This window comes from Picosynechococcus sp. PCC 7003, assembly GCF_001693255.1.
In the GTDB taxonomy this organism is placed as follows: Bacteria; Cyanobacteriota; Cyanobacteriia; order Cyanobacteriales; family MRBY01; genus MRBY01.
Map to the genome: position 1 here is coordinate 2303721 of NZ_CP016474.1, position 25559 is coordinate 2329279.

The window sequence follows — 25559 nt, forward strand, 5'->3', positions numbered from 1 at the left end:
CTTTTTTCTCCCCATGAGCAGCCCCAAAGCAGAACCCACACTCCAGGACGTGATCGATAAAATTGATCATCTCGCCCAAGATTTTGACACCAAGCTCGACGGCCTTGCCCGGGATGTCGACAATAAAATCGATGGTCTTGCCCGGGATGTCGACGAACAAATCAATACCTTTAAACTGCAATTGGATGTCTATGAAAAAGGGATGCGCTGGGTGGTTAATTTAGCCTTTGGCCTGATCGCCAGTGCCACCATTACTGTTCTCATTACAACATTGTTCAAGAACTAACTAATGTACCATTCTCCCCTAGAGGGGAGCTAGAGGGGAGCTAGAGGGGTGGCCCTAGAGGGGAGGGCCTTGGGGGAGATGTTGTCAGGCAGAAGGGGTTTAAGGAGAAACAAACCGCTTTCGGAGCGATTCAGCCCGTTTTTTCGCTGTTTTATTCTCTGGCTCTGCTTTTAGGGCAAGCTCGTAAGTTTCCAGCGCTTTTGCTGTCATTTGCTTTTTCTCGTACACATTAGCCAAATTATTTAAAGCCGTGACATAATCCGGAACTTCCTTCAATGCCGCTTTGTACTGGCGAATGGCGAGGTCATATTGCTCCTGGGCGAAATAAGCATAACCGAGGGCATTATAAACGAGCGCTTGGTTCTCAGCTTCTAGCTCATCCTCTACTTTCAGAGCCTTTTGCAAGAGTTGGGCCGCTTGGACGTAGAGTTTTTTGTCGAGATAGAGACTACCCAGTTCGTAATATTCTTTCGCAGTGCCGGAGCCTTGCTTGAGTTTGGTCTGTAGTTGGGAAAAGGTGTTTTCAACGCGCCGGGTCTTAATAACTTGGCGAAATAGAAAAAAGGCTAATCCTCCCAGCAGGGCAACGAGGATAGACAGATAAAAGATGGGCAGAAACTCTTGATCCATAACAGCAGGCAGTCAATGATGAATTTTTGGCTTAAAAATTTTTGATTATGACCTAAGCGAACTGGCCGAAAACTAGACAGTGACTTAGTGCTGTTAGTCTATCAGGTCTTTAGGGTCGTCCCCAATAATCAATACGTTCCGTTAACCAATCGCTGCTTTGCCATGGTTTCTTGTCGGGCTTGGCTGTGGTAATACAAATGATACAGATATAGATCTTAGGGGCTTCTGATAAAGTCAATGAATTTCTTGATTTGCCCCCTAAATCCCCCCTAAACTGGGGGCCGGGGGGCTTTATAAATCAGCTCTTAGTAAAAGATACAAGAAAGGTGCATCACCCTTAAGCAATACACCTTATCTGATTAGTTTCAAATCCCTATCGACTTAATAGTTAATAGGTCTAGGAAAACTATCAGGGATTACATAGGAGCATCACCCTCGACAAGGGTAACAAAACCACCATTACTTGGATCAAAAACAACAAAGGAAGCAGGGCCATTACCAAGGTTGTTGGCTTGAGCAACACCGGGATTAGTATCATCACCGCCTTCGAGGACGGGATTCGGTGCTACGTTGTTTGCATTAAGTGCTTCGGAAGAGGCGATGCTATTAACTGTAATGTCTCCAGAACCACCCAGTGCATAGGCTTCAGTCGTGGCGGTCGCCGGACCTTCAACATCCACCAAGACAATAGTTCCAGTTCCAGGGATTCCTGCACCAGTGGTGACATCAGGAGTTTGGCCTTCCTCAATGGGATTGCCCATTCCATCCGTTGCCACTTCTTGTAGAATAGTGGCCCCAACATTGGCACGAACTGCGACAGCGGCAGATTCTTTACCGACAGCAGCAGCAACAGACAAACTGGTGAGATCACCACCATCAAAGGTAGCTGCGGCACCAGCAGCAATCCCACCTTCACCAGCTTGGGCAGTGGAAGCGAGACCAAGGGAGAGAGCACTAGCAGCAGCTAGGGCAAGAGAGAGTTTTTTCATGGATCTAGAATATCTCCAAATTGAATGGATGACTTGGTTATATCTAGCAGTGACTTAATTGATAAGAAGAAATCACCGCTCATTTCGAAGACGTAGGTATATGAGCAAACAAGCGAGAAGCAATGCTTAAAATAACTAAAAGCTATCGGGATTTCTGGCTTTTAACTTTACTCTAATAGACAATATACCCATCTATTTAAAAAAAACAACAGTTATGTAAAAATTGTATCTATACCTTGATGTTTTCTTAATAAAGATGATTTTTTTGCACTTTTTCCTCTAGGTGGATACTTTTTGCGACAGATCTAGCTGTATTTTTGCAGTACAGGCAATCTGCAATATTGTTTCAATAGGGTTATTTTGTCGATAACTCAAAATTAACATTGTAAAAAAATATTCAATAATATTGACCTTGAAATTTACCGACTAGCGCAGCAAAATAGTGTTGAGTTAAAAGAAGAATTTAATTTAAGCCTCAATGTATTACGCGTCACTACCTTTGTGTTCTTGTCGCAAACTTTTATAGCTACCATCTATCTTTGACAATCCACAGCAAAATGACCTTGCCTAAATCTCGCCCTATTCTCCGTAGTCTGCTTTGCGCGATGGCCTCCACCCCGTTCGCTACCATCGCCGCCGCCATGGAAGTAACCAGTGTCAGGGTTGATAAGTCCCTTGAGCAAGTCAGTTCGCCCCCTGCTGCACCAGAAGTTAAAGCTGTAACACCTCCAGTAGAAAATCCCACAGTTGTTCAGAACCCGGTTTCTGAGCCTCTACCTAGTCCACAACTCATTGCCCGTGTTCCCACTGCTCCGACAAAAAACACGCCACAATCAGCACCAGAGAGCCTGCCGAAAGAACAATTAGTTGCCCAAATCCCCACCACAGGTGGCTCTGGAGCACCAGCACCAGGTCTCTCATCAGCCGAGTTAATCCAGTTAGCCCAGCTTCTCTCTCAGCTTGGCGATCTCTCCGTCCTCCAAGAACAACTGAGTAATATTCAACAAGAGCTCAGTGAGATTAGATCGGTTGTCCGCGATCTTCAACAGGAGAGTGTGATTAATTCCCAGGAGCGCCCTCGTCTCCCAGAGCCAGTCCAGCAGCTAGACAGTGTTGCGACAAATCAAGAAAATTCTCGTCCTGTGACAACATCGCCACAAACTGCCAATACGGAGTCTAGTCCCGAAACAGAAAGTGACGTCGCCCAAATTCCCGTCCCTCCCCCAGAGAGAGAAGAAACGCCAGAACCCGGAACTGACGATTTCCTCCAAAAAATGCCTCTCAATCGTGTTAATCCCTTAATCACCACCCAAAACCTGGATGGGACACCAATTTCTCATTTCTCTGACTGGGAAATAGCCGCATCTGGCCTTGTGTCTGATTCCACAACGAGTGATGTGAATGTTGATGGCTTTGCCCGGCTTGATTCTGACATTTTCCAAGGAACTACCGCTGATAACGTCGCGGTGACAGACTTTCGGGGCACATACGTACGTTTACGCTCTGCCCCCCAAGACCGCGAGGTGGAAACGGACATTGATCAGCCTGTAACCCTAGGAGGCTATTTATACCAGTTCACCCTCACAGGAGGCTGTGACATTCTTGATCCCGGAGGAGGTGGTAGTGACGAAACCTGTAGTTTTTTACCTCCGGTTGCCTTCGATCCCCAAAGTTATGATCCAGATACCCTTCTCCCCGGTCGTCTCCTAGACTCCGGCATTCCCTTCGGTGGGGTTGTTTCAGAAGAAAACTTGGCCTTTATCAAGCAGCCTGGTTTTCAACGGGGCTTACCAGGTCAAGAAGTGGGCATTGAACTGAATGTACCCAACTCTGGGATTGTTGCCATTGGCCCAGAGACAGGCCGCCAAGGACAAACCATCCGTCGGGAAAACTTAGATAATACCTATAGCGTTGGTCTTTCTAATGTGCGGCAAGTCCTCAAACAAAATGATCAAGAAGCGGTTTTAGGGCGCACAGTACGCGGATTTGCGGCGATCCCCAACGATGAGGATTTCGGCCTCGATAGCGCCGTGCAGTTGGCAACGTTACTTTTACCAGACGTTGACCCTGCCCTGGAAGGGGGAGATGCGCCACCTAATCCCAATGTGAATGCAAACTTGTTCACAGCTGCGAACAACTCCCGTCTGCCTTCAAATAGTTTTACGGCTTACCAAGGGAGTGTTTCCCGTGCAGAAAGTATTACGGATCTGAATACCCCTCCAGAAGATATTCCTGCGGCAACATCGAATAGCTTTTGGGTCGGTCTTTCCCCTGTAGTAGATCGTGAAATTGAAATCTTAGAAGATGGCAGTCGCTTTAAGGACTTCAGTGGGCCGCGTCTTGTGGCAGCAGCCTATGGGGAAGGGGGTGCCGAAGTTGCAGATAATCTGAGTGCTCAAGTGGCGGCGACATTACTCAACGAGGTTGGTGGCGTCGATCAGCAGCTATTGTTAGATTTTGATGATATTCAAAATGCCTATACGCAAATTGGTTTAGCGTTTTTTGAACGGGATGCAACACAAATCATCAAAACTCGCTACCGTGAGCGAACAAACTATGTACCTCACCTCAGTTTCACGGGTAACCGCACAGATAATCGCAATCGTACCCGCTATTATCTAGGGGCTTTAATCGATTACACGGCCGAAGATACGCAAGATTGGCTCAAGGCTTACGTTGGAGGTGATTACCGCTATCGAAATGTAAACTCTGGGGTACAAGCGGAAGTAGGCGGCATTGGCTACCTCAATCCTGATAAAGACTACTACAGTCGCCTTTGGGGGAATGTTGCCAAGACTTTTTCAGCGGATAATGGTAATTCGTTTACTTTGGCTGCTGGTTTGGACTATGCAATTGACCAAGATCAACAGATTGGTGATATTTTTGTGGGCTCAACCGGGAGCCGAGCAACCATAAGTGCGGCGGCCCGACTTGGGGGTATGACTTTATCAGCAGATCAAAACTTTGGGGGCCTTTTGCCCAATTCTGATGAAAGTAGTCTGACGCTCAGGGTTGGCACTCAATTAGGGGAAAACTTTTCTCTGTCTGGCTATTACACACCGTTTGATGAAGATACTGTGGTTGCTAGATATGGTGTTAATGCGGGGATTAAATTTGGGTCTTTTTATAATAGTCCCAGCTTAGTTTTCGGTTGGAGCCAAGACGAATATAAGTTTGCCACAGGAACATTTAGTGACGATCGTTTTACGGTCTCCTTTAGCACGGGTCAACCCAATGCTCCTTTTGTGACGGGTACTCGCCGCCGCTAGTTACTTTTGAGACTAAGTTGCTATTGGGGTAGGCCCCAATGATCAATCCGTTCCGTTAACCAACCGCTGTCTTGCCATTCAGTCACTGTTGTTTGCAGAGCTTGGTTCAGGGTTTGGTGTTGTCGCCCCTTGGGAAAGGCGATCGCCAGGGGATTACCCGTGAGCCAAGCCGGCAGCAGTTGATATTCGGGGTATTCCTGTACCCAACCCGTAAGGACGGAATGATCCCCCGCAAAGAGGGCAGCTTCGTGATTTTCGAGGTAATCTAAGGCTTCTTGGTAAGATTTAGCGCCCACGAGGGTGACCCCAGGAAAATAGGCCCGCACAGCGGCGATCGCCTCGGAACCTTCGAGAACAACGACCTGTTGATCTGTAATCTGGTTTAGGGATTGGATCTGGCGATCCTGCGTCACAAAGCCAATCCCATCGAGGTAATAGTAGGGGCTAAAATTCACGAGCCGTTGGCGAGAAGCATTGAGGCCCAGTTGGGCAATCACGAGGTCCACTTCCCCGGTCAGCACGGCATCGAGGCGTTCTTGGTTTGGGAGGGGAATCAATTCTACCGCTTGGCGATCGCCTAACAATTCTGCCGCCAGTTGGTGGGCAAGCTCAATCTCTAAGCCCTGTAAAGTCCCCGTTTCATCCCGAAAACCCAGGGGCCGTACCGTTTCCTTGACCGCCACCCGGAGGATGCCCCGCTCTTGAATCGTTTCGAGGGGCGTTGCTTGGATTAAAGATGCTGAGCCGAAAAATATGTTCGCGGCGATCGCCAACCCAGATCCAAATACTCCACCGCGCGCCATAACTTTCCCCCTAACAAAAAAGCCCCAGAATGGCTACTCTGGGGGCTAATTCAATTCTTCGCCTTTAATAATGCCACAACCGACGAAATCGTGTCACTACCTAGGCACTTTTTGCAACTTCGACCACCTGAGCAAAGGCTTGGGGGTCAACAACGGCCAGCTCAGCAAGCATTTTCCGGTTGATCTCGATGTTTGCTTTTTTGAGTTGGTGGGTGAGTTTGCTATAGCTCAGGCCATTCAACCGCGCCGCAGCATTAACCCGCACGATCCACAGACGACGGAAATCACGCTTTTTCTTGCGGCGATCGCGGTAGGCATTCCGGAGCGCCTTCATCACCTGCTGATTCGCCGTGCGGAAGAGCTTGGAGTGGGAACCCCGGAACCCTTTCGCTAACTTAAGGATTTTTTTACGACGCTTACGGGCGACGTTACCGCGCTTTACTCTTGGCATAAACTTTACCTATATATAATTTAAGTAATAAAACTCTCGATTTTCCAGAAACCAGACAGTTTCTACCGTTCGTTGTCTCTAAGCGTAGGGAAGCATCAGACGAACATTTTTCTCATCGCTCTTGTCCACGAGGGCCATCCCAGACAGACGACGACGCTTCTGTTCTGAACTCTTATGGTTCAAAAGGTGATTCTTAAACGCTTTGCGACGGGCGATCTTTTTGCCGCTGCCAGTCAGCTTGAATCGTTTCGCAGCTGCACGGCGAGTCTTTAATTTAGGCATATAAGTTTCTATAAATCGACACAGCTTACAATAATACCCCGTTTATGCCAAATCCTTCAAGGCCCATTGCTGTTTGATTTTGTTTGAAAATTTAGCCCAGAATTTACTCCCTGCTGTTAGTGAACTGGACATGAACCCTGGCAAGTTTGCGTAAAATTCGATAATGTGAAGCGATGTAAAGTTGTCCCCCAAAGCACCGTGACTAACCTAGAAGCTGTCTCCGATCAAGTCCGTACCACCACAACCCCGCCACCCCGTCAGCGCTCTGAACTGGCCCATCTATGGGGAGATACCCTGGGCGTTTTTTGGGGGGACTGGCTAAAGTTGCGGGTGCGCCTCAAACAAGTGGCAGCAACGGGCTTGGTTTCGCCGCTGATCTACATTCTGGCCTTTGGTTTAGGGCTGGGTAGCGCCCTAGATCAAGCGATTACCCCACCCGCCGGAGATACCTATTTAGAATTTATCTTGCCGGGAATGGTTGCTCTGTCCTCGATGACCATTAGTTTCGGGGGGACGACCTTCTCGATTTGCGGCGATCGCCTTTATAGCAAAACCTTTGAAGAATTACTTCTGTTGCCCGTCCACCCCCTCGCGTTACACCTGGGGAAAATGATGGCCGGAATCCTGCGGGGACTGATGACGGCAGGATCGGTGCTGATTGTGGCGATCCTCTTTACGGGCAAAGTTTTTAGCTTTATCAATCCGCTATTTATCCTGTTACTCCTGTTGAACTGCGCTGTGTTTGCGGGGTTAGGGGTGATTGTTGGGCTGCGGGTTAAATCCCTCGAAAGTGTGGGGATTTTTAATAATTTCTTGATCGTGCCGATGTCTTTCTTGGGGGCGACCTTTTTCGACCCAGAAACTTTACCCACAGCGTTTCGGGCGATTGTTTATTGCATTCCCCTCACCTACACCACCACCGGGCTACGGGCGGCGGCCTATTTACCTCTTTCGGAATTTCCCTGGCACGCGATTCCCATTTTGGCAGGGGTGGCGATCGCCTTAGCCTTTGTCGGCGCTTACCAATTTTCCCACCAGCGGGACTAAGCCATGACTTGGCAAAGCGTCGCTGGTATTGTGCAGCGGGGCCATCAGGTGGCCTCCGGGCGAGCGAAAAACAGTCCCTACGAAGCGGGCACCATCGCCCTGCAAACGCCCCATTTTCAGCGGTTGGGGTTAGATTTGTCTGGCTATTTTCCCGGCACTCTAAATATTTCCATTGCGCCCAAAACCTTTAGTCTGATTCAACCCCGCTATACGTTCGCGGATCTGCAGTGGCACCCTGATTTTGTCCCAGAGACCTTTTCCTTCAGTCCCTGTTACATTGAGCACCGCCAGCAGCGGTATGATGGCCTAATTTATTACCCGCACCCCGAAACGAAACTGGGCCATTTCCAAGCGCCTGCCACCCTCGAAGTCCTTGCCCCCTTCATTCTGAATCTCACCTATGGCGATCGCCTAGAGTTATCGCTGCACCGGGCCGAAGTCAGGATAGAATAGGCGGCAAAGACGGCTGCACCGTTGATTTCTCTCCTCCTGAATCCATCCCCCCTAACCCCTTTGAAATCTATGCAACTGTCCCCTTCTCCCAGTGGTGAATACTTTTGCCTGCAAACCCTCGATCTGTACGACGACCCCGAATGTCAGTCCCTCGGTACCCAAGCGGCCGCTGGTCGTCGGGTGCAAATGCTCAATAAAGAAACAGAACAGGCTGTCCGGGTGATGACGGTCGAGGATGGCTATGGTACCTGGCTCAAAAAAACGGATTTACAATATCTCGAAGTCGCCGAAGAACCCTATGAATTTGTCCCCGTCGATCGGCCAGAGATCGAAGCCCGCATAGAAAATATTTTGATCTTTGCCCACGCCGCCAAACGAGTGCCCAATACCTACCTTTGGGGAGGCGCAACGGCACCAAATTATGACTGTTCTGGATTGATTCAGGCGGCCTATGCTTCCCAGGGGATCTGGTTGCCGCGCAACTCCTATCAACAGGGGGATTTTGTTGAACCTGTCTCCCAAGAGGATCTCGAACTCGGCGATTTGATTTTCTTTGCCAAAGAGCAACGGATCGACCATGTCGCCCTGTACCTCGGAGAGGGCTATTATATCCATAGCTCCGGCATCGAGATGGGCCGCAATGGTATTGGTATCGATCGCCTTTGGGAGCCGTGGGATATGATCAGTCGCGCCTACCACCAAACCCTCTGTGGTTTTGGTCGCGTGATGGAAAGTTATGCTCCACCATCCTTAGCCTGCCAAATTTAACCACCATTGATGTCCAGCCCTGTTCCGATTACCGAAGCCCCCGCGACGACCCAAACCCTGTCGATTGTGGTACCCATCTACAACGAAGTAGAAAGTCTGCCGCACCTGATCCAGGCGATCGCTTCGGTAATGCAAGGGAATAATTATGCCTACGAAATTATTTGTGTGGATGATGGCTCTAAGGACGGCTCTACGGCACTCTTGAAACAATTAGCGACCGAGCGGGAAGACCTGCGGGCGATTATTTTGCGGCGCAACTACGGCCAAACCCCAGCCATGGCGGCAGGCTTTCAGCATGCCCAGGGGGAGATCATTATTTCCCTCGATGCAGATTTACAAAATGATCCGGCGGATATTCCGAACCTGATCCAGAAAATGAACGAAGGCTACGACCTCGTCAGCGGTTGGCGCAAGGAACGGCAAGATAACCAATGGACGCGGCTTCTTCCTTCAAAAATCGCTAATGCTCTGATCCGTCGAGTGACGGGGGTCAATCTCCATGACTATGGTTGTTCCCTGAAGGCCTACCGCACAGAAATCCTCGCAGATCTAAATCTCTATGGGGAACTGCACCGCTTTATTCCCGCCCTGGCGTTTATTGAAGGGGCAACCATCGCTGAAATCCCCGTGCGGCACCATGCCCGCCAGTTCGGCAGCAGTAAATATGGCCTAGACCGCACGTTTCGGGTCTTGCTTGATCTATTGACGGTGTGGTTTATGAAAAAATTCCTCACCCGCCCGATGCACGTCTTTGGTTATCTCGGCATTATTTTTATCCTCGTCGGTTTTATGCTGGGGGGTTATTTATCGTTCCTGAAGATCTTTTGGGGTCAAGCGATTGGCGATCGCCCTTTGTTGCTCCTGGTGGCGATCCTGCTGTTAGCCGGGGTGCAACTCTTTGGTTTTGGCCTCTTGGGGGAACTGCTGATCCGCACCTACCACGAATCCCAGGGACGGCCCATCTACCGGGTTCGCTCCATTGTCGGGCAATCTAAACATTTTTCGGCCCAATAAAAAACTCCCCATTCTAGAGACGGAACAGAGAGTTGGGTAATTTTTCTTTAAAGAATTCTGGGCAGTCTAGGCCGCAAACTTAATCTTCAGGAAATCTTCCTCCATCTTCGCCCCGGAGGGTTTGAGAGCGGCGAGGGCTTGGGGAAGAACGAGGTTCCGGCGGTGGTTGCCGATGCGGATATTCAGTTCATCACCTGTTTTATTCAGCTGGATTTGCTCCTTGGGAATACCGGGAAGATAAAGCTCTAGGCTATAGCCCCCATCCCCTTGGATCATCCGCACCGTATCTTCTTTGTAATAGACCTGGGTCGGATCTTCCTCACCGTAGAGAGTTTCTTTGAGTCGCTCCAGGGCCGCCAAACCGCATAATTCCTCCTGGTAGAGGGGCACTTCCTTCACGGGGAGGGGGTGGAAATTGTCGTGAATTTCTTGTTTATAGCCCTGCTGATTTTCTTTCCAGTTGGCGAAGAACGGGTCATTCACACTGTCGGGGATGATCCGGTTAGCCACCACCATATCCGTCGAAACGTTATACAAACTCAGATAGGCATGGGCCCGCAGGGATTCTTTGATCACCATCCGCTCAGGGTTCGTCACAAGGCGCACAGAGGTAACAGTGTTATCGGTCAGCACCTTTTCGAGGGCTTCGATCTGCTCATAAAATTCGTAGGGCGCATCCATCACCTCTTTGTTGGGCAACGAAAAACCCGTGAGGGGTTTCCAGATGGGTTCGACGAGGGGACGCAAAGCCACGGACATTCCTTGGAGCGGCTTATAGAAACGACGCATATACCAGCCGCCCACTTCCGGCAGACTTAGTAAACGTAGGGCAGTGCCTGTGGGAGCCGAGTCAATAATCAGGACATCATAGGTGCCTTCGTCGTAGTGGCGTTTCATCCGCACCAGGCCAAAAATTTCATCCATGCCGGGCAGAATGGCGAGTTCCTCTGCCTGAACACCGTCAAGGCCGCGCGCTTGCAAGACTTCGGTAATGTAGCGTTTCACCGCGCCCCAGTTGCCTTCCAGCTCCCGCAGGGCGTCGAGTTCTGCGCCCCAGAGGTTTGGCTTCACTTCGATGGGGTCGTGGCCAAGCTCCACATCAAAACTATCGGCGAGGGAGTGGGCGGGATCGGTACTGAGCACTAGGGTACGATAGCCCAACTCGGCACAGCGGAGTCCCGTGGCTGCTGCGACAGAGGTTTTTCCGACGCCTCCTTTTCCCGTCATTAAAATTACGCGCATGGTTGCGTTTGTCCTTTGCTGAGAGGTTTTTACATTTCTTTACTGATTATCTCCCATTGTCTCCGGTTTTCGCTATGGATCGACTTTTGACGGGTAATCAAGGGTGTAACGAAGGGAGGGGACGAAAGGCGATAGTGAAGGGCGATCGCTCACCTAGTTCTGAACACATAACAAGTTCAGTCCGCATCGCCTACTGTCTTCTGAAAACAAAGGGTCGTCTGAGTGCAACTATTGTCGTGCGATTAATTCTTCTTGCTGTAAAAACTCAAAAAACTTGTCTAAAATTTTCCGATTACGATCCACTATCTGTTTTTCTTCAAATTTGTCGTACTCAATGAGTTGAGTTATTTCAGAAATCTTGCTAGGCTCTTGGTTCTTGCCACGTCTTTTTTCTCCGCTATATATCTTTTTTTTATCCTCGAATCGATAATCAGATGCTCGGATATTAATGTTTCCTTCAAGTAGAATTTTGTTTCCAAGAGACTCGATGACTTCCACATTTTTTAGTCCGTCTTCTATTTCTTGTCTTTTTTTGGAATAAATATGTTCTAGGTGAAATATTTCATTTATATCAAGAAGTTTTTGCTCCGGAAATGTATAGGCATACCATGTGATCATAGAGCGTATTATGTTGCGCTGATTTGTGAATTTATAATTATCAAAGAATGATCTAGCTTGACTTTTGTTGAATTTATATTTCGCAAATGTGACTTCTAAACCATTTATGATATTGACCATTTCATCATATATAGGTGTGCGTAAAGAATTAACACCAGGATTTGTGATGGCATAGGCATAAATAAAGGCAGTGATTCTATCTAGAAAAAGACTAAACTTGGATTCTTCCAATGCGCCATCGGAGGATTGATTTTGCAGAAAATATACCGAAACTATATTTTGCCACATCCCATTTGGCGCGTAAGTCAAAACGAATAACTTCTTGAGAATCAAATCAGAAAATCTTTGTTTATCTTGATTCGCAATGCTCTTCCAGAATAAAGCTAGAGACTTTAATTCAAAGATTGTCTCGGATTTTTTGAAATATTGGTATTTATTGCGCTCATAAAATTTTCGTAATGCTTCAGTGGTTGTGCTTTTGTTGCCTTCCTTAGCGCGCAGAAAATACATATAGCGTGCAAAAAGCTCATCCATTGGTGCACCCGCACTCAGATAAAAAACAGAGCTTGTTATTTCTTCAAGATTTTCCACTCAGCAATAAAATCATCCTTTTTATCTATATCACCATAATACTTATAGAACTGAGCTTTGAATATATCAGCATCAGCGAGGGGCAGGCCACGATCATTGAGTGTTGAAAATATTCTTAGTGCGGTGTCTTGCGATTCAGCTTCTATTGGCAGAAGAATGCAATTCCCTAAGATTCTTGCTGGAAAATACGGAAAATAACTAGCAAATTCATGCAAAAAGATATCTATTTTCCCCTGATAAAATTGATAATTATTAACATACTGACTTTTGCTTCCAGGTTTTACTGAACCTGTTTTTAGCAAGTCAAGGAATTCATCTTTGTCACTATCTGTAGCAACTTCTGAATTGATTTTTAATTTTGATTTGTCGGCACTTCCAAATTCATCAGTCTTCCAGATACATTTCTCAATCCGGTTACGTGTTTGTTGTGAATTAGTATCTTTCATATGAGCAAATTTATCGTAAAATGCACGCAAAATAAGCATTATTGTAGTAAGACGCTGTTGACCATCTATAACTTCTGATTGTGCATTGCTATTCTTAAAGGTGACAATAGAACCAAGAAAATACTCGTCATTTTTGTCAAATTCTTCATAATTATTGTTAGGGAAAGAAAATGCAAAAAGATCATCCCAGAGCGTTTGACACTGTTCTTCGTCCCAGGCATAGGGACGCTGATAATCTGGAATCAGAAAATCTGCTTTTTTATCTGATAACAATTGAAATATAGTTTTCTGATCAACATTAAGCTTAGACATAAAAGCTTCTACTCTCTAAATTAAAATTGGGAACGATATTGTGGATTATTATCTAATTCCCTACTCTAGGTGAAATTCCAGAATCCTTTTAAGCTAAGATACAAAATTTGATAATTCGTACAAACAATCTAATATAGAAAAAATTATTCTTTCAATGACGCCGACTTTTTTTGACCTTCTCTTATCCAATGACGTACTCACGACATCGATTGAGTGATGTAGAAAATTATTTATATTCTATATTGGACTTTTATTTACTCTGATTTAAAGGCTATTTCCGCGATCTATTACATAAAAAAAGTCCCCAACTTTTCCAAACAGTTGAGGACGCATTCTGAAAATATTATGGGTTTAATGATTTTCTGGGGCAGGCATATCGAAGTGGATGCCTGCTTTTTTCCAGAGGCCAATGGCATAACGAAGTCGATCAACTGGGGCGATTAAACTCATCCGCACATAACCTTCCCCACCAGCCCCAAAAGCACTACCTGGGGTAACAACTACGCCCGTCGTTCGCAATACATAAAGCGCAAAATCTGTGGAATTCATACTTGGCGGACAGGGAACCCAGAGATACATTGTCGCTTTGGAAGGTTTAATATTCCAGCCAATTTCCCCGAGGGCTTCAATCAAGGCATCGCGCCGTTCCCGGTACCGTTCCTGCACCCCTTGGATATAACTGTCTGGTAATCCTAGTGCTGCTTCCGCCGCCTTCTGGATTGCCGAGAAAATGCCGTAGTCTAAGTTTGTCTTGAGGGTACGCAAACCTTGAATAATGTCCGCATTGCCCACCACAAACCCGACACGCCAGCCTGCCATGTTGTAGGTTTTTGAGAGGGTATGGAATTCGACACCGATTTCGTTCCCCCCAGGAATTTCCAGCAAACTGGTGGGCTTGTAACCGTCAAAAGAAAGCTCCGCATAACAAAGGTCATGGACGAGCATCACCTGATACTTGTGCGCCCATGCCACCACTTCCTCAAAGAAAGACCGGGGTGCTGTGGCGGTGGTGGGGTTACTGGGATAGTTGAAATAGAGAATTTTGGCCTTTTTCGCCACTTCTTCGGGAATACTGCTGAGATCAATTACCCAATCCTGTTCCGGCTTGAGGATGATTTCGTGGATCTTGGCGCCAGCAATAAGTGGGCCACGAAAATGAGCCGGGTAAGCGGGACTCGGCACCAGTACCGTATCTCCCGGATTAACGTAGGCGAGGGCAAGGTGAGCAAGACCTTCTTTGGAACCCAGCAGGGGTAGGGCTTCACTATCAGGGTTGAGTTCAACGGCATAGCGGCGTTTGTACCAAGTGGCGATCGCCTTACGAAAGCTCGCAGTCCCCTCAAAGGGCGGATACCCGTGAAATTGGGCCGTCTCAAAGGCGGCGATCGCCGCATCAATGGCTTCTTGCGGGGCGAATCCGTCTGGATTCCCCATCCCCAAGTCAATTAAATCGATACCCTGTTCCCGTGCCCTTGCTTTCAGCTCATCTAACCGGGCAAACACATAGGGCGGTAAAGCACTGAGACGATCTGCTCTCGTAATCCAATCTACACTCATCGAAGCCGGAAAAAATAGATAAAGGTATAGCCTATCATCATCCCACCGATAGTCCCCAGGATGTATTTTTCCTTAAAGAATTTCCGCCGAATTCGCTTACCATGGGTCTGCTCACCCTTTTAAAGACCTATTCCCTTGAAACGCCGTCCCCGTTCTAGCTATTTTCAGTTATTGCCCTATCTCAAAGCCGAGCGGCTCACCATTGGCCAAGCTCTTATTTGCACCGTCGGCTTCACCATTTTTTGGCCGATTCTGGCGATCCTGGCGGGTGATATCGCTAACGACATCGGTGCGGGCAATATCCAGGGAATTGTGAACTTAGCAGGCCAGGCCGCGATCATCTTTTTGATCCGGGGGGCGGTGCAATACGGCCAAGATACCCTGATGGCCAAGGCCGCCCTAAAAATTGCCATCCAACTCCGAACCCAGGTCTATGGCCACCTCCATCGTCTAAGTCTGCACTATTTTGAGGGAGCAAAAACGGGGGATCTCTCCTACCGCCTCACGGAGGATGTAGACCGGGTGGGGGAAGTGATCAACAAAATTTTCCATCAGTTTGTGCCTAGCATTTTGCAGTTGATCGTAGTGCTGGGCTATATGTTTTATGTCAACTGGCAACTCACCTTGGCCGCATTGATTATTGGGCCATTGATGGCGATCTTGATTGGTTCCTTTGGCGAGAAACTCCTGGATTTTTCCCGTCGTAGCCAAACCCGTACTTCTAACCTTTCTTCTCTCTTGACTGAAGTTTTTAACGGCATCCGCTTAGTCCAAGCTTTTGCCGCTGAAGATTATGAGCTGCAACGGTTCACCGAAGAAGCCGAGCAAAACCGTCGTGCCAAGTTCCGCACCGCCCAGATTAAAGCCCTGCAATTTGTGGTGGTGGGTTTCCTGGAAGCGATGGCGGTAATTTTTCTGTTTTTCCTGGGGGGTTGGCAAATTGCCCAGGAGAATTTAACGGCGGCAGAGTTTGTGAGTTACGTGGCAGCGGTGGCATTGCTCATTGACCCGATCCAAATTACCACCAGCAATTTCAACGAATTTAAGGAGGGAGAAGCCTCCGTTGACCGGGTATTTGAACTGACAGCGGTTCAACCAACGATTGTAGAAGCAGCCGATGCCCAGGTGTTGCCTGCTGTGACGGGGAAAGTGGACTATCAAAATGTTTCCTTTGCCTACGAAGCGGCTAAACCTGTTTTGAAAAATATCAATCTCACGGTACAGCCGGGGGAAATGATCGCTCTGGTGGGATCGTCGGGGGCGGGCAAAACGACATTGGTCAATTTATTGCCCCGTTTTTACAATCCAGTGGCCGGAAAAATTCTCATCGACGGCATCGATACCAGCACTGTCACCCTCAAAAGTCTGCGCCAACAGATCGGCATTGTCCCCCAGGAAACGGTGCTTTTTTCCGGAACAATCGCCCAAAATATTGCCTTTGGTCAAACGGAATTTAGCTTAGAACAGGTAGAGGCTGCCGCCAAAATTGCCAATGCTCACCAATTTATCTCGGAATTTTCCCAGGGCTATCACACCTATGTGGGAGAGCGGGGTGTCAATCTTTCGGGCGGTCAGCGGCAACGGGTGGCGATCGCCCGGGCTGTTTTGCTCAATCCCCGCATTTTAATTTTGGATGAAGCCACCTCGGCCCTCGATGCTGAATCCGAAGCCTTGGTGCAGGAAGCCCTAGAACGGATTATGCAAGACCGCACCGTTTTTGTCATCGCTCACCGCCTCGCCACCGTCCGCAGTAGTGATCGCATTATTGTGTTAGACCAAGGGGAAATTGTTGAATCCGGCACCCACGATGAACTGCTCGCCCACCAAGGTCGCTATGCCCAATTCCATGCCCAACAATTTGCCTAAAGGGTGAGCGCAATTTTGCCGGTGGTGGAGCCTTGTTCAATTAGGACGTGGGCTTTTGCCGCTTCAGCGAGGGGAAACGTTTGCCCTAAGTGAAGATGGAGTTTTCCTTGTTCAAACCATTGGGCACATTGCCGGAGAATATTGGCCTGGTGCATTTGTCCGGCCACATCTCCCGTGAGCATGGGGGTTAGCATCAGTTCCAAGCTAATCCGTAAATTTTTCAAGCGTGCTTGTTTGAGAGTCCCAAGCTGAAAATCTGGTTCAAGGATTGTCACTAAATCCCCGTAGGTTTTCACCGCTGGTACCGTCTCCCAAAAGACTTGGCCGCCGATGGTATCAAAGGCCACATCGACTCCAGCTTCATCGGTTAACTTGTGCACTGTTTCAGTCACATCCACGTCGCGGTACAAAATCACCTCATCGGCCCCATATTGCCGGGCTAAGCGCGCTTTGTCGGGGGTGCTGACTGTGGTGAAGACCGTTGCGCCCCACAGTTTTGCCAGTTGAATTGCTACGTGACCAACGCCACCCGCTCCGCCATGGATCAGCACCGTTTGGCCGGACTGTAACCGGGCGCGATCGCCTAATGCTTCCCAGGCCGTGATTAAAATTAGGGGCGCTGCTGCCGCCGCTGCAAAGGATAAATTTTCTGGTTTTTTCGCAATAAACCGCGCATCAACCACCGCATATTCGGCGTAATTTCCGGTGCCTGCTTTGCCAAGGCCACCATCACAGAAATACACAGCATCGCCCACGGCAAACTTTTTGACGTCACTGCCCACCGCTTCGATAATGCCCGCTCCATCACAACCAAGAATTGCCGGGAGCGGATCATCATAAAACGTGCCTCGACTGCGGACTTTTGTATCAATGGGATTGACCCCGGCTGCCTGAAGTTTCACGAGGACTTGCTGGGGGGTTGTGATCTGCGGTTGTGGCGCCTCGATTAACTGGAGGACATCGGGGTTCCCCGCTGCGGTCATGGCGATCGCCTTCATTGCGGATTAAAAAAACTAAACTGCTCGTCTTTTAATTTAAATGAATTTAAATCAGATCGTAACGGTGACAAACCATCGCAAACACCGCCGCCATTAGGGTAATCGCCACGGCGATCGCCGGATCTTGTCCCTGGCCCACTGCAAAGGAAGTCGCCACCCCAGCCCCTAAACCAGCCACAAGGCCAGCTTGGATATAGTCTTTTTTGGTATTGCCGTTATACATAGGAATTAATCTTGAAATGGACGAATTAAAGCGTTTTAAAAGGATTTTCCAACGGGAATTTCGCCCTTCAAATTAACACCCGAACTTTACGGCCTTAGCGACCACGCAATTAAGGTTTAGATTTAGCGACATTTCTTAATAGGCGCGGCCATCCTTTAAAATATGTAGCGAAAGAAACCTTAAAATAATTGTTAAAATTCTCCCTATGACCACCACCTATAAAGTAGAGATTAAACATCGCGGTAACACCTACACCATCGACGTTCCAGAAGATCAAACCATCCTCGATGTTGCCCATGCCAACAACATTGATCTCCCCACCTCCTGTGGTGCTGGGGTCTGTACCACCTGTGCCGCCCTGATTACCGAAGGCAGTGTCAGTCGAGAAGAGGGGATCGGGCTTTCTCCGGAGTTACAAGATGAAGGCTATGCGCTACTCTGCGTTGCTTACCCTCGTTCTGACGTCAAGCTAGAATCAGATAAGGAAGAAATGGTCTACGATCGCCAATTTGGTAAGAGCGCCTAGTCACTTTTCCCATCCAACCCATCAAGTCGGGGAGTAATTCCCCATTTTTTTTAGCTGAGATCCATATGGTTACTGTGAAACCGCTGCCTCACAAACGTTTCAAATATGTATTGTCCCGTTGGCGTCGTTGGATCCGGTATTGGTACCTCAAGGTATTGCGTCAAGAAGGCACACCAGAGGCGATCGCCAGGGGCTGGGCTTGTGGCGCATTTGCAGGAAGTTTTCCGCTTTTCGGTCTCCAGACGATCATCGGTCTACTCTTGGCCACGGTCTTCAATGGCAATAAATTGACGGCAGCGGCGGGCACCTGGGTGAGTAACCCTCTGACCTATGTGCCCATTTTTTACTTCAACTTTCAGGTGGGAGAAGTGCTGCTCCAACAGCCGATCACCTTCGATGAAGCTCAGTTAGAATCCTGGTCAGACTTGAGCCTGGCGGGAATGAATTTTATCAGTACCTTATTTATCGGCTCTTCGGTGGTTGGTGTGGGGTTGGCAGTGGCGGCTTATTTTCTTTCTCTCTGGCTGATGTACCGTTGGCGATCGCTGCGGGCCGCCCGACAGTTCCAGCGGCGTAAACCACCCCATGACCATCACCTGTAGAAATTACGAATCACTCAATCAACACCTAAGGATTTTTTCTGGAGCCTCGTCTCCCAACAAGTAATCCTTCAAGCCAACTTCTTTTCTTCCCAAGCCATGGCATTCCTGAACTTTGCAAAACCCGGTTATCCCCTCGTCCTTGCAGCCTTTAAGGACAACCCTGAACAGGGGCACCGCCAACTGATTAATACTCTCCATTGGTTGGAGCGATCGCCGGATTTACTCTGGAGTCGCCTGGCAAAGGAGCAGATGGTGGCGGAATTTTGCGTTGAAGATCCACGTTTACAGCAAACTCTCTGGGGCCTTGATTTTCCGAATCCGGTGGGACTGTCTGCGGGTTGTGATAAGGATGCGATGGCGGCAGGGATGTGGTCGCGCTTTGGGTTCGGTTTTGCGGAGATGGGAGCCGTGACCCTCCATGCCCAACCGGGGAATCCCTTGCCCAGGCTATTTCGGTTACCAGCAGATCAGGCGGCATTGAATCGTTTGGGAGCCAACAACCTTGGCGCAGCGGTAATGGCAAAAACCCTGGGAGAAAGTTGGCAAATTGAACCCCGGACGATTCCCATCGGCATCAACCTCTGTAAGTCAAAAGTGACGCCCCTTGAGACCGCTGCCCAGGATTATCTGGGGAGTTTTGAGGCGTTGCAGGCGGTGGCCGATTACTTTGTGGTGAATGTGAGTTCTCCCAACACACCAGGCTTGCGATCGCTCCAGGCTGGGGAACAAATCCAGCCGATCCTCGAAGCGCTTCAGCAAGCAAATCACAAACAACAGCCGATTTTTATCAAAATTTCCCCGGATCTCGACTGGGAGGCGATCGCCAACATTGTCAAAATTGCCCAGGACTATCAACTCGCCGGCATTATTGCCACCAACACCACCACCAGACGGGACGGCCTGAAGACCCAAATCCTTGAAAAAACAGGCAACCCCGTCACCGAAGAAGCAGGGGGAATTAGTGGCGCGCCGGTGCGTCAACGTTCTACTGAAGTGATTCGCTTCATCTACGAACAAACCCAAGGCAGCTTACCGATTATTGGCGTCGGGGGGATTTTTACCGCTGACCATGCTTGGGAAAAAATTACGGCTGGCGCGAGCTTATTGCAGCTTTACACCGGCTGGATCTACAAAGGCCCCTGGATTATCCCCAATATCCTGCGGGGTCTGTTGGAAAAATTAGAAACCCACAATCTCAATCACATTTCCGAGGCGATCGGGATGGCCAATCCGCACAACTAGCAAATTACTGTTGACTGCCATCTGTCTGTGGCAAGATAGGAGTGATTTTTTCGGGCATGATTTATGTTTCGTCGCTCCCAACGTCGTCATCCGTTCAGGACTTATTTTGCGGAACCTTTGGTGAATGCTTTGGCCCCCTGGTGGGGAATCGACTGGTGGCTCATGACCGTCACCGTTGGCCTCACGGTATTGGCCGGTTTGGCGATCCGCAGTACTCAACTCAACATTGGTTCGACGGACTGGTGGCAACATTGGGTCACGGGTGGTGTGGGTCTAGGGGTTTGTTTGGCGATCGCCCGTTCCCGCTACCAAACGATGATTGTTGGCCATTGGTTAGTGTATGGTCTGAGTATTCTTTCTTTGATCGCTGTGTTGTTCATTGGTGTGAGTGCCAACGGTGCCCAGAGTTGGATCAATGTTGCGGGCTTTCACGTGCAACCCTCGGAGTTTGCCAAGGTGAGCCTGATTCTTTCTTTGGCGGCGACTCTCCATCAAGATACGGCCGAACGCCTGCCCATGTTACTGAAGGTGTTTGTGATCGCGGCGATTCCTGGCAGTCTGATTTTGCTCCAGGATCTCGGTACCTCCCTGGTTTTCGGGGCGATCACCCTGGGGATGCTCTACTGGGCCAATGCCAATTTTGGCTGGATTTTACTCATCATCTCGCCCATTGTGTCGGCGATTTTGTTTGGGGTTGCTTTTCCGATTTGGCTAATTTGGTTTGGCTTAATGGGGCTGACGGCTTGGTTAACTCTCCCTTGGCGCTGGATCGGCACTGTTGGGGCGATGGCGAGTAATGCGATCGCCGGGGTGGGGGCGGGTATTCTCTGGAATATGCTCCAACCCTACCAAAAAGACCGTCTCACCCTTTTTCTTCACCCGGAACAAGATGCCCTCGGCGGAGGTTATCATCTAATCCAATCCCGCATTGCTATCGGCTCTGGTCAACTGTGGGGCACGGGTCTTTACCATGGTTCCCAAACCCAGCTCAACTACGTCCCGGAACAACACACAGACTTTATCTTTTCAGTGATCGGCGAAGAACTCGGCTTTATCGGGGCGATCGCCGTGATGTTTTTATTCTGGCTGCTGTGTCTCCGCTTGATCCGCATCGCCTGTAAAACCGAAGACAATTTCGGCTCATTAATTGCCGTCGGGGTGTTGTCGATGGTTTTGTTCCAAGTTTTGATTAACGTCGGCATGACCATTGGTATTGCGCCGATCACGGGGATTCCACTTCCCTGGCTGAGCTATGGCCGCTCCTCTCTCCTGACCAACTTCATTGCTATCGGCCTGGTACAATCCGTCGCCAACCGCACCCCCTAGAGATCCGCAAAGGCATCCAGTACCGCTTCGAGGGCGATCGCCGCGTGGGTGTAGTGGGTGCCCCCCTGGCAAAAGACGATATAGGGCTCTCGCAACGGCCCATCCGCCGACAATTCTGAGGTACTGCCATCAATAAATGTCCCTCCGGCCATGACCAAATCACTGGCATAACCGGGCATGGGGGCCGGCACCGGGTCGAGGTAAGAGCCGATGGGAGAATACTTTTGCCAAGCCCGACAAAAGGCTAGCAATTTCTCCGGCGAACCCAACCGAATCGCTTGAATCACATCCTGTCGTTTTTCCAAGGGTTGCGGCTGCACTTCATAGCCGAGATCAGCAAATACTGTAGCGACCAAATGGGTACATTTCACTGCTTCGGCCACCATCTGGGGTGCGAGAAAGAGTCCCTGGTACAAAAGCCGATTTTGATCATAGGTCGCTCCCCCATGGCTACCAATGCCCGGTGCCGTAAGCCGACAGGCCGCTTTTTCGACAAGGTCCGCTTTGCCAGCTAGATAACCCCCACCGGTGACAATGGTGCCCCCCGGATTTTTGATGAGCGATCCCGCCATGAGATCCGCACCCACCGCCGTCGGTTCCTGGGTTTCGATAAACTCCCCGTAGCAGTTGTCCACAAAACAGACAGTGTTAGGATTTTGAGCTTTCACAATTTCAACAATCCGTTGAATTTCTGCCGTAGACAGACTTTTGCGCCAGGAATAGCCACAGGAACGTTGGATCAACACCAGCCGCGTTTTCGGCTTCACTGCCGTGTTGAGAGCCTCCCAATCGATTTCTCCCGTGGGGGTGAGTTCTAACTGCCGATAACCAATGCCAAATTCCGCCAAGGAACCTTGACCTTCTTCCCGCAAACCAATTACTTCCTCAAGGGTGTCATAGGGGGTACCCGCCACGGCGAGCATTTCATCCCCTGGCCGCAATACACCGTACAAGGCAGTGGCGATCGCATGGGTTCCCGAAACTAACTGCACCCGCACCAGAGCCGCTTCTGCCCCCATCACCTCGGCGTAAACCTGATCGAGGGTATCCCGCCCCAGATCCCCGTGACCATAACCACTCACACTGCTGAAATGGTGGACGCCCACCCGATATTTTTGAAAGGCCCCCAAGACTTTACGGAGATTGGTTTGGGTTTGTTGGTCAATGGCTTGGAAGGTAGGGGTCAAGGAGGCGATCGCCCGACGAACAATCTCAGCAGAATTCATAGTAAAACGAACAAACAAAAAAGTAAGAGCGAGCCAATCATACCAAGCCCCCAAACTTCTAACCTAGGGAATGGACGCTCCGATCATTCCGCGCTAAAATTCAGCAAATCTTGATTAAATTCGTAAATAAATGTTAAATTTAAATCTGATTTAACGAAGAAAATACCCGGTTACATCTACAAGTAAAGTTTAGAAAACACCCAAGCGCCATTTCAGCCCAAAGTTCCGAATTTTCAAGATTTTTGTGCTTCGCTTTGAAAGACTTCTCCCAAGATAAGCACCGTCTTTCGAAAGTGTTCTTAGCTTCCCTTTGCTGAACCGTGCTTGTGTTTATCATGTAGGACAGTGGAAAAAATACGGAGTCTCCGCATACCATGTCCCACAGTACAATTTCCAGAAAGGATATTTCATGACTGTTGCCACTTCCCAAAAACTCCCCCTAGATTGGACAACGATTATTTACTTTAGCTTGATCCATCTAGTCGCCCTCCTTGCCTTTTTACCCGGTAACTTTAGTTGGCAAGCCGTGGGCGTCTTTTTATTGTTCCACTGGATTACCGGTGGCATTGGAATTACCCTAGGATTCCATCGCCTCGTGTCCCACCGTAGCTTTGAAGTACCAAAGTGGCTTGAGTATTTCTTGATTTTCTGTGGCACCCTTGCTTGTCAGGGGGGGCCGATTGATTGGATTGGACTGCACCGCATTCACCACAAACACTCTGACCATACCCCTGATCCCCATGACTCCAACAAAGGCTTCTGGTGGAGTCACATCGGTTGGATGCTGTTTGAGATTCCCGCCCGTAGTGACATTGATCGCTACATCAAAGATATCAAAGACGATCCTTTCTACAATTTTTGCCAAAAATATATGGTTTTAATCCAGGTGGCCCTGGGTTTGGCCCTCTACGCCTGGGGAGATGCCTGGGTGGGCAACGGCTGGTCTTTCGTGATTTGGGGAATTTTTCTCCGTCTCGCTGTAGTTTTCCACTGCACTTGGTTTGTGAATAGCGCCACCCATAAATTTGGTTATAAGAGCCATGAATCCAACGACCACTCGAAAAACTGCTGGTGGGTTGCCCTCGTAACCTACGGAGAAGGCTGGCACAATAATCACCATGCTTATCAATATTCCGCGCGCCATGGTCTTAACTGGTGGGAAATTGATATGACTTGGATGACGATTCGTTTTCTGCAAGCCCTGGGTTTGGCTAAAAATATCCGCCTCGCTCCGGCAAAGTAACAAAAAAAATAGCTCACATCCTGGAAAGTTAAGTAGTCGTGGATGTCCTTATGAAATGAGGGCATCTTTTTATTTTTGGTGAGACCCTCCGGCGATACATGACTCATTGCCTGCTGGATATTGAAGAATACATTCCTCGCCAAGGCATCACCTTAGCGCGGTGAATAACGGTGTTATTTAGAGACAAGATCAAGGCAATTTCAAGGGTCTCAGGGGAGTGAGGACAGCAAAAACATTTGGCAAAACCAGTATTTATCCCCTAGAATAGGGTATTAAGAAAGGTAAACTTTTCTCACATTTGTCTAGATTCACTATCATTTTTTGCACAGAACCTAGACGAAAGTAAGGTGTTTCATCAAAAAAACACCCGAAATTATATGTAATTTTTTGTTGCTTACTATTTTGGAGACTTCGTCCTTATGACTATTGCAGTCGGACGCGCGCCCCAGGAACGAGGCTGGTTTGATGTCCTCGATGACTGGTTAAAGCGAGATCGATTTGTCTTCGTCGGTTGGTCCGGTATCCTCCTGTTCCCCTGCGCCTTTATGGCTCTCGGTGGCTGGTTGACTGGTACCACCTTCGTTACTTCTTGGTACACCCACGGATTAGCATCCTCTTATCTCGAAGGGTGTAACTTCCTGACTGTTGCTGTATCCAGCCCCGCTGACAGCCTCGGTCACTCCCTCCTTTTCCTCTGGGGCCCCGAAGCCAACTGGAACTTTGCCCGTTGGTGCCAACTCGGTGGACTCTGGAGCTTTGTTGCCCTCCACGGTGCTTTCGGTCTGATCGGCTTCATGCTGCGTCAGTTTGAAATTGCCCGTCTGGTGGGGATTCGTCCCTACAATGCGATCGCCTTCTCTGGCCCCATCGCGGTATTCGTCAGTGTATTCCTGATGTACCCCTTGGGTCAGTCTAGCTGGTTCTTTGCGCCGAGCTTTGGTGTCGCTGGTATCTTCCGTTTCATTCTGTTCCTACAAGGTTTCCACAACTGGACCCTGAACCCCTTCCACATGATGGGTGTTGCCGGGATTCTCGGTGGTGCCCTGCTCTGTGCGATCCACGGTGCAACGGTAGAGAACACCCTGTTTGAAGACAGTGACCAAGCAAATACCTTCCGGGCATTTGAGCCGACCCAGGCAGAAGAAACCTATTCCATGGTGACCGCAAACCGTTTCTGGTCGCAGATTTTCGGGATTGCGTTTTCCAATAAGCGTTGGTTGCACTTCTTCATGCTGTTTGTACCTGTAACCGGGCTGTGGATGAGTTCTGTGGGTATTGTGGGTTTGGCACTAAACCTACGAGCCTATGACTTCGTATCCCAGGAGATCCGCGCAGCGGAAGACCCTGAATTTGAAACGTTCTACACGAAGAACATCCTATTGAATGAAGGGATGCGGGCCTGGATGGCACCGCAAGACCAAATTCACGAACAATTTGTATTCCCTGAAGAAGTTCTACCCCGTGGTAACGCGCTCTAAGAACACTTTTCAAAGATTCAATTGTTTAGCCATTACCCTCCAAGTTGGAGGGTTTTTTCTTGGAATTTTTA

At 48.9% G+C, this 25559-nt stretch carries 25 protein-coding genes; 13 read left to right on the forward strand and 12 right to left on the reverse strand.

The features are described from left to right. Positions 1 to 13: 13 nt before the first annotated feature. Complete coding sequence (locus AWQ21_RS11020) at positions 14 to 286, forward strand: hypothetical protein (RefSeq protein WP_065714584.1); 273 nt, start codon at positions 14 to 16, stop codon at positions 284 to 286. A gap of 99 nt (positions 287 to 385) precedes the next feature. Here the strand turns inward: AWQ21_RS11020 and AWQ21_RS11025 are convergent, their stop codons facing one another. Next, positions 386 to 916, reverse strand: a complete 531-nt coding sequence (locus tag AWQ21_RS11025) for a tetratricopeptide repeat protein (protein WP_065714585.1) — start codon at positions 914 to 916, stop codon at positions 386 to 388. Between the two features lie 416 nt (positions 917 to 1332). After that, positions 1333 to 1905, reverse strand: coding sequence for a hypothetical protein (locus AWQ21_RS11030; RefSeq protein WP_065714586.1), 573 nt, complete (start codon positions 1903 to 1905; stop codon positions 1333 to 1335). Positions 1906 to 2510: 605 nt separating this feature from the next. On the opposite strand from AWQ21_RS11030, the gene AWQ21_RS11035 reads away from it, so the two are divergent. Then, complete coding sequence (locus AWQ21_RS11035) at positions 2511 to 5174, forward strand: hypothetical protein (protein WP_157094746.1); 2664 nt, start codon at positions 2511 to 2513, stop codon at positions 5172 to 5174. A gap of 20 nt (positions 5175 to 5194) precedes the next feature. Here AWQ21_RS11035 and AWQ21_RS11040 read toward each other — a convergent pair whose 3' ends face one another. The 3 genes from AWQ21_RS11040 to rpmI form a co-directional block, all read right to left on the reverse strand. After that, a complete protein-coding gene (locus AWQ21_RS11040; RefSeq protein WP_065714588.1) occupies positions 5195 to 5977 on the reverse strand; it encodes a transporter substrate-binding domain-containing protein in 783 nt (260 codons plus the stop codon). 100 nt (positions 5978 to 6077) lie between these two features. Continuing rightward, positions 6078 to 6428 carry a 50S ribosomal protein L20 gene (gene rplT, locus AWQ21_RS11045; protein ID WP_012307780.1) on the reverse strand — a complete coding sequence of 117 codons (351 nt, stop codon included), beginning with the start codon at positions 6426 to 6428 and terminating at the stop codon, positions 6078 to 6080. Positions 6429 to 6506: 78 nt separating this feature from the next. Then, positions 6507 to 6710 (reverse strand): 50S ribosomal protein L35, encoded by a 204-nt coding sequence (gene rpmI / locus AWQ21_RS11050; protein ID WP_065711104.1) that lies wholly within the window; start codon positions 6708 to 6710, stop codon positions 6507 to 6509. Between the two features lie 270 nt (positions 6711 to 6980). On the opposite strand from rpmI, the gene AWQ21_RS11055 reads away from it, so the two are divergent. The 4 genes from AWQ21_RS11055 to AWQ21_RS11070 all read left to right on the forward strand — a co-directional run bounded on the left by AWQ21_RS11055 (position 6981) and on the right by AWQ21_RS11070 (position 9992). Beyond that, positions 6981 to 7757, forward strand: a complete 777-nt coding sequence (locus tag AWQ21_RS11055) for an ABC transporter permease (protein ID WP_198159726.1) — start codon at positions 6981 to 6983, stop codon at positions 7755 to 7757. Between the two features lie 3 nt (positions 7758 to 7760). Continuing rightward, on the forward strand, positions 7761 to 8210 hold the full coding sequence (locus tag AWQ21_RS11060) for a hypothetical protein (protein WP_065714590.1): 450 nt from the start codon (positions 7761 to 7763) through the stop codon (positions 8208 to 8210). A 69-nt stretch (positions 8211 to 8279) separates the two neighbouring features. Next, the gene (locus AWQ21_RS11065) at positions 8280 to 8978 is read left to right on the forward strand and encodes a C40 family peptidase (protein ID WP_065715317.1); all 699 of its coding nucleotides are present in this window, start codon (positions 8280 to 8282) and stop codon (positions 8976 to 8978) included. Positions 8979 to 8987: 9 nt separating this feature from the next. Further along, entirely contained in the window at positions 8988 to 9992 is a 1005-nt protein-coding gene (locus AWQ21_RS11070) for a glycosyltransferase family 2 protein (protein WP_065714591.1), read from the forward strand. 66 nt (positions 9993 to 10058) lie between these two features. Here AWQ21_RS11070 and AWQ21_RS11075 read toward each other — a convergent pair whose 3' ends face one another. From AWQ21_RS11075 to AWQ21_RS11085, 4 genes are all read right to left on the reverse strand, one after another. Further along, positions 10059 to 11234 (reverse strand): TRC40/GET3/ArsA family transport-energizing ATPase, encoded by a 1176-nt coding sequence (locus AWQ21_RS11075; protein ID WP_065714592.1) that lies wholly within the window; start codon positions 11232 to 11234, stop codon positions 10059 to 10061. 228 nt (positions 11235 to 11462) lie between these two features. Beyond that, positions 11463 to 12443, reverse strand: a complete 981-nt coding sequence (locus AWQ21_RS16395; protein WP_198159640.1) for a DUF1524 domain-containing protein — start codon at positions 12441 to 12443, stop codon at positions 11463 to 11465. Further along, positions 12422 to 13201, reverse strand: coding sequence for a DUF262 domain-containing protein (locus tag AWQ21_RS16400; protein WP_198159641.1), 780 nt, complete (start codon positions 13199 to 13201; stop codon positions 12422 to 12424). Before AWQ21_RS16400 ends, AWQ21_RS16395 begins: the two co-directional genes overlap by 22 nt. Before the next feature lie 351 nt (positions 13202 to 13552). Beyond that, positions 13553 to 14758 carry an aspartate aminotransferase gene (locus AWQ21_RS11085; RefSeq protein WP_065714593.1) on the reverse strand — a complete coding sequence of 402 codons (1206 nt, stop codon included), beginning with the start codon at positions 14756 to 14758 and terminating at the stop codon, positions 13553 to 13555. Between the two features lie 135 nt (positions 14759 to 14893). On the opposite strand from AWQ21_RS11085, the gene AWQ21_RS11090 reads away from it, so the two are divergent. After that, complete coding sequence (locus AWQ21_RS11090; RefSeq protein ID WP_065714594.1) at positions 14894 to 16624, forward strand: ABC transporter ATP-binding protein; 1731 nt, start codon at positions 14894 to 14896, stop codon at positions 16622 to 16624. Here AWQ21_RS11090 and AWQ21_RS11095 read toward each other — a convergent pair. Then, positions 16621 to 17622 (reverse strand): zinc-dependent alcohol dehydrogenase family protein, encoded by a 1002-nt coding sequence (locus tag AWQ21_RS11095; RefSeq protein ID WP_065714595.1) that lies wholly within the window; start codon positions 17620 to 17622, stop codon positions 16621 to 16623. The genes AWQ21_RS11090 and AWQ21_RS11095 overlap by 4 nt on opposite strands. 46 nt (positions 17623 to 17668) lie before the next feature. After that, entirely contained in the window at positions 17669 to 17845 is a 177-nt protein-coding gene (locus AWQ21_RS16405) for a hypothetical protein (protein WP_198159642.1), read from the reverse strand. A 205-nt stretch (positions 17846 to 18050) separates the two neighbouring features. On the opposite strand from AWQ21_RS16405, the gene AWQ21_RS11100 reads away from it, so the two are divergent. The 4 genes from AWQ21_RS11100 to rodA all read left to right on the forward strand — a co-directional run bounded on the left by AWQ21_RS11100 (position 18051) and on the right by rodA (position 21541). After that, entirely contained in the window at positions 18051 to 18371 is a 321-nt protein-coding gene (locus tag AWQ21_RS11100; RefSeq protein ID WP_065714596.1) for a 2Fe-2S iron-sulfur cluster-binding protein, read from the forward strand. Between the two features lie 65 nt (positions 18372 to 18436). Beyond that, entirely contained in the window at positions 18437 to 18973 is a 537-nt protein-coding gene (locus AWQ21_RS11105; protein ID WP_065714597.1) for a DUF2062 domain-containing protein, read from the forward strand. A 96-nt stretch (positions 18974 to 19069) separates the two neighbouring features. After that, entirely contained in the window at positions 19070 to 20215 is a 1146-nt protein-coding gene (locus AWQ21_RS11110) for a quinone-dependent dihydroorotate dehydrogenase (protein WP_065714598.1), read from the forward strand. Positions 20216 to 20278: 63 nt separating this feature from the next. Continuing rightward, positions 20279 to 21541, forward strand: a complete 1263-nt coding sequence (gene rodA / locus AWQ21_RS11115) for a rod shape-determining protein RodA (protein WP_065714599.1) — start codon at positions 20279 to 20281, stop codon at positions 21539 to 21541. Here rodA and AWQ21_RS11120 read toward each other — a convergent pair. Beyond that, complete coding sequence (locus tag AWQ21_RS11120; RefSeq protein WP_065715318.1) at positions 21538 to 22767, reverse strand: methionine gamma-lyase family protein; 1230 nt, start codon at positions 22765 to 22767, stop codon at positions 21538 to 21540. The genes rodA and AWQ21_RS11120 overlap by 4 nt on opposite strands. Positions 22768 to 23176: 409 nt before the next feature. On the opposite strand from AWQ21_RS11120, the gene AWQ21_RS11125 reads away from it, so the two are divergent. Next, entirely contained in the window at positions 23177 to 24010 is an 834-nt protein-coding gene (locus tag AWQ21_RS11125) for an acyl-CoA desaturase (protein ID WP_065714600.1), read from the forward strand. A 419-nt stretch (positions 24011 to 24429) separates the two neighbouring features. Then, complete coding sequence (gene psbD, locus AWQ21_RS11130; RefSeq protein ID WP_012307174.1) at positions 24430 to 25488, forward strand: photosystem II D2 protein (photosystem q(a) protein); 1059 nt, start codon at positions 24430 to 24432, stop codon at positions 25486 to 25488. Positions 25489 to 25559: the final 71 nt, after the last annotated feature.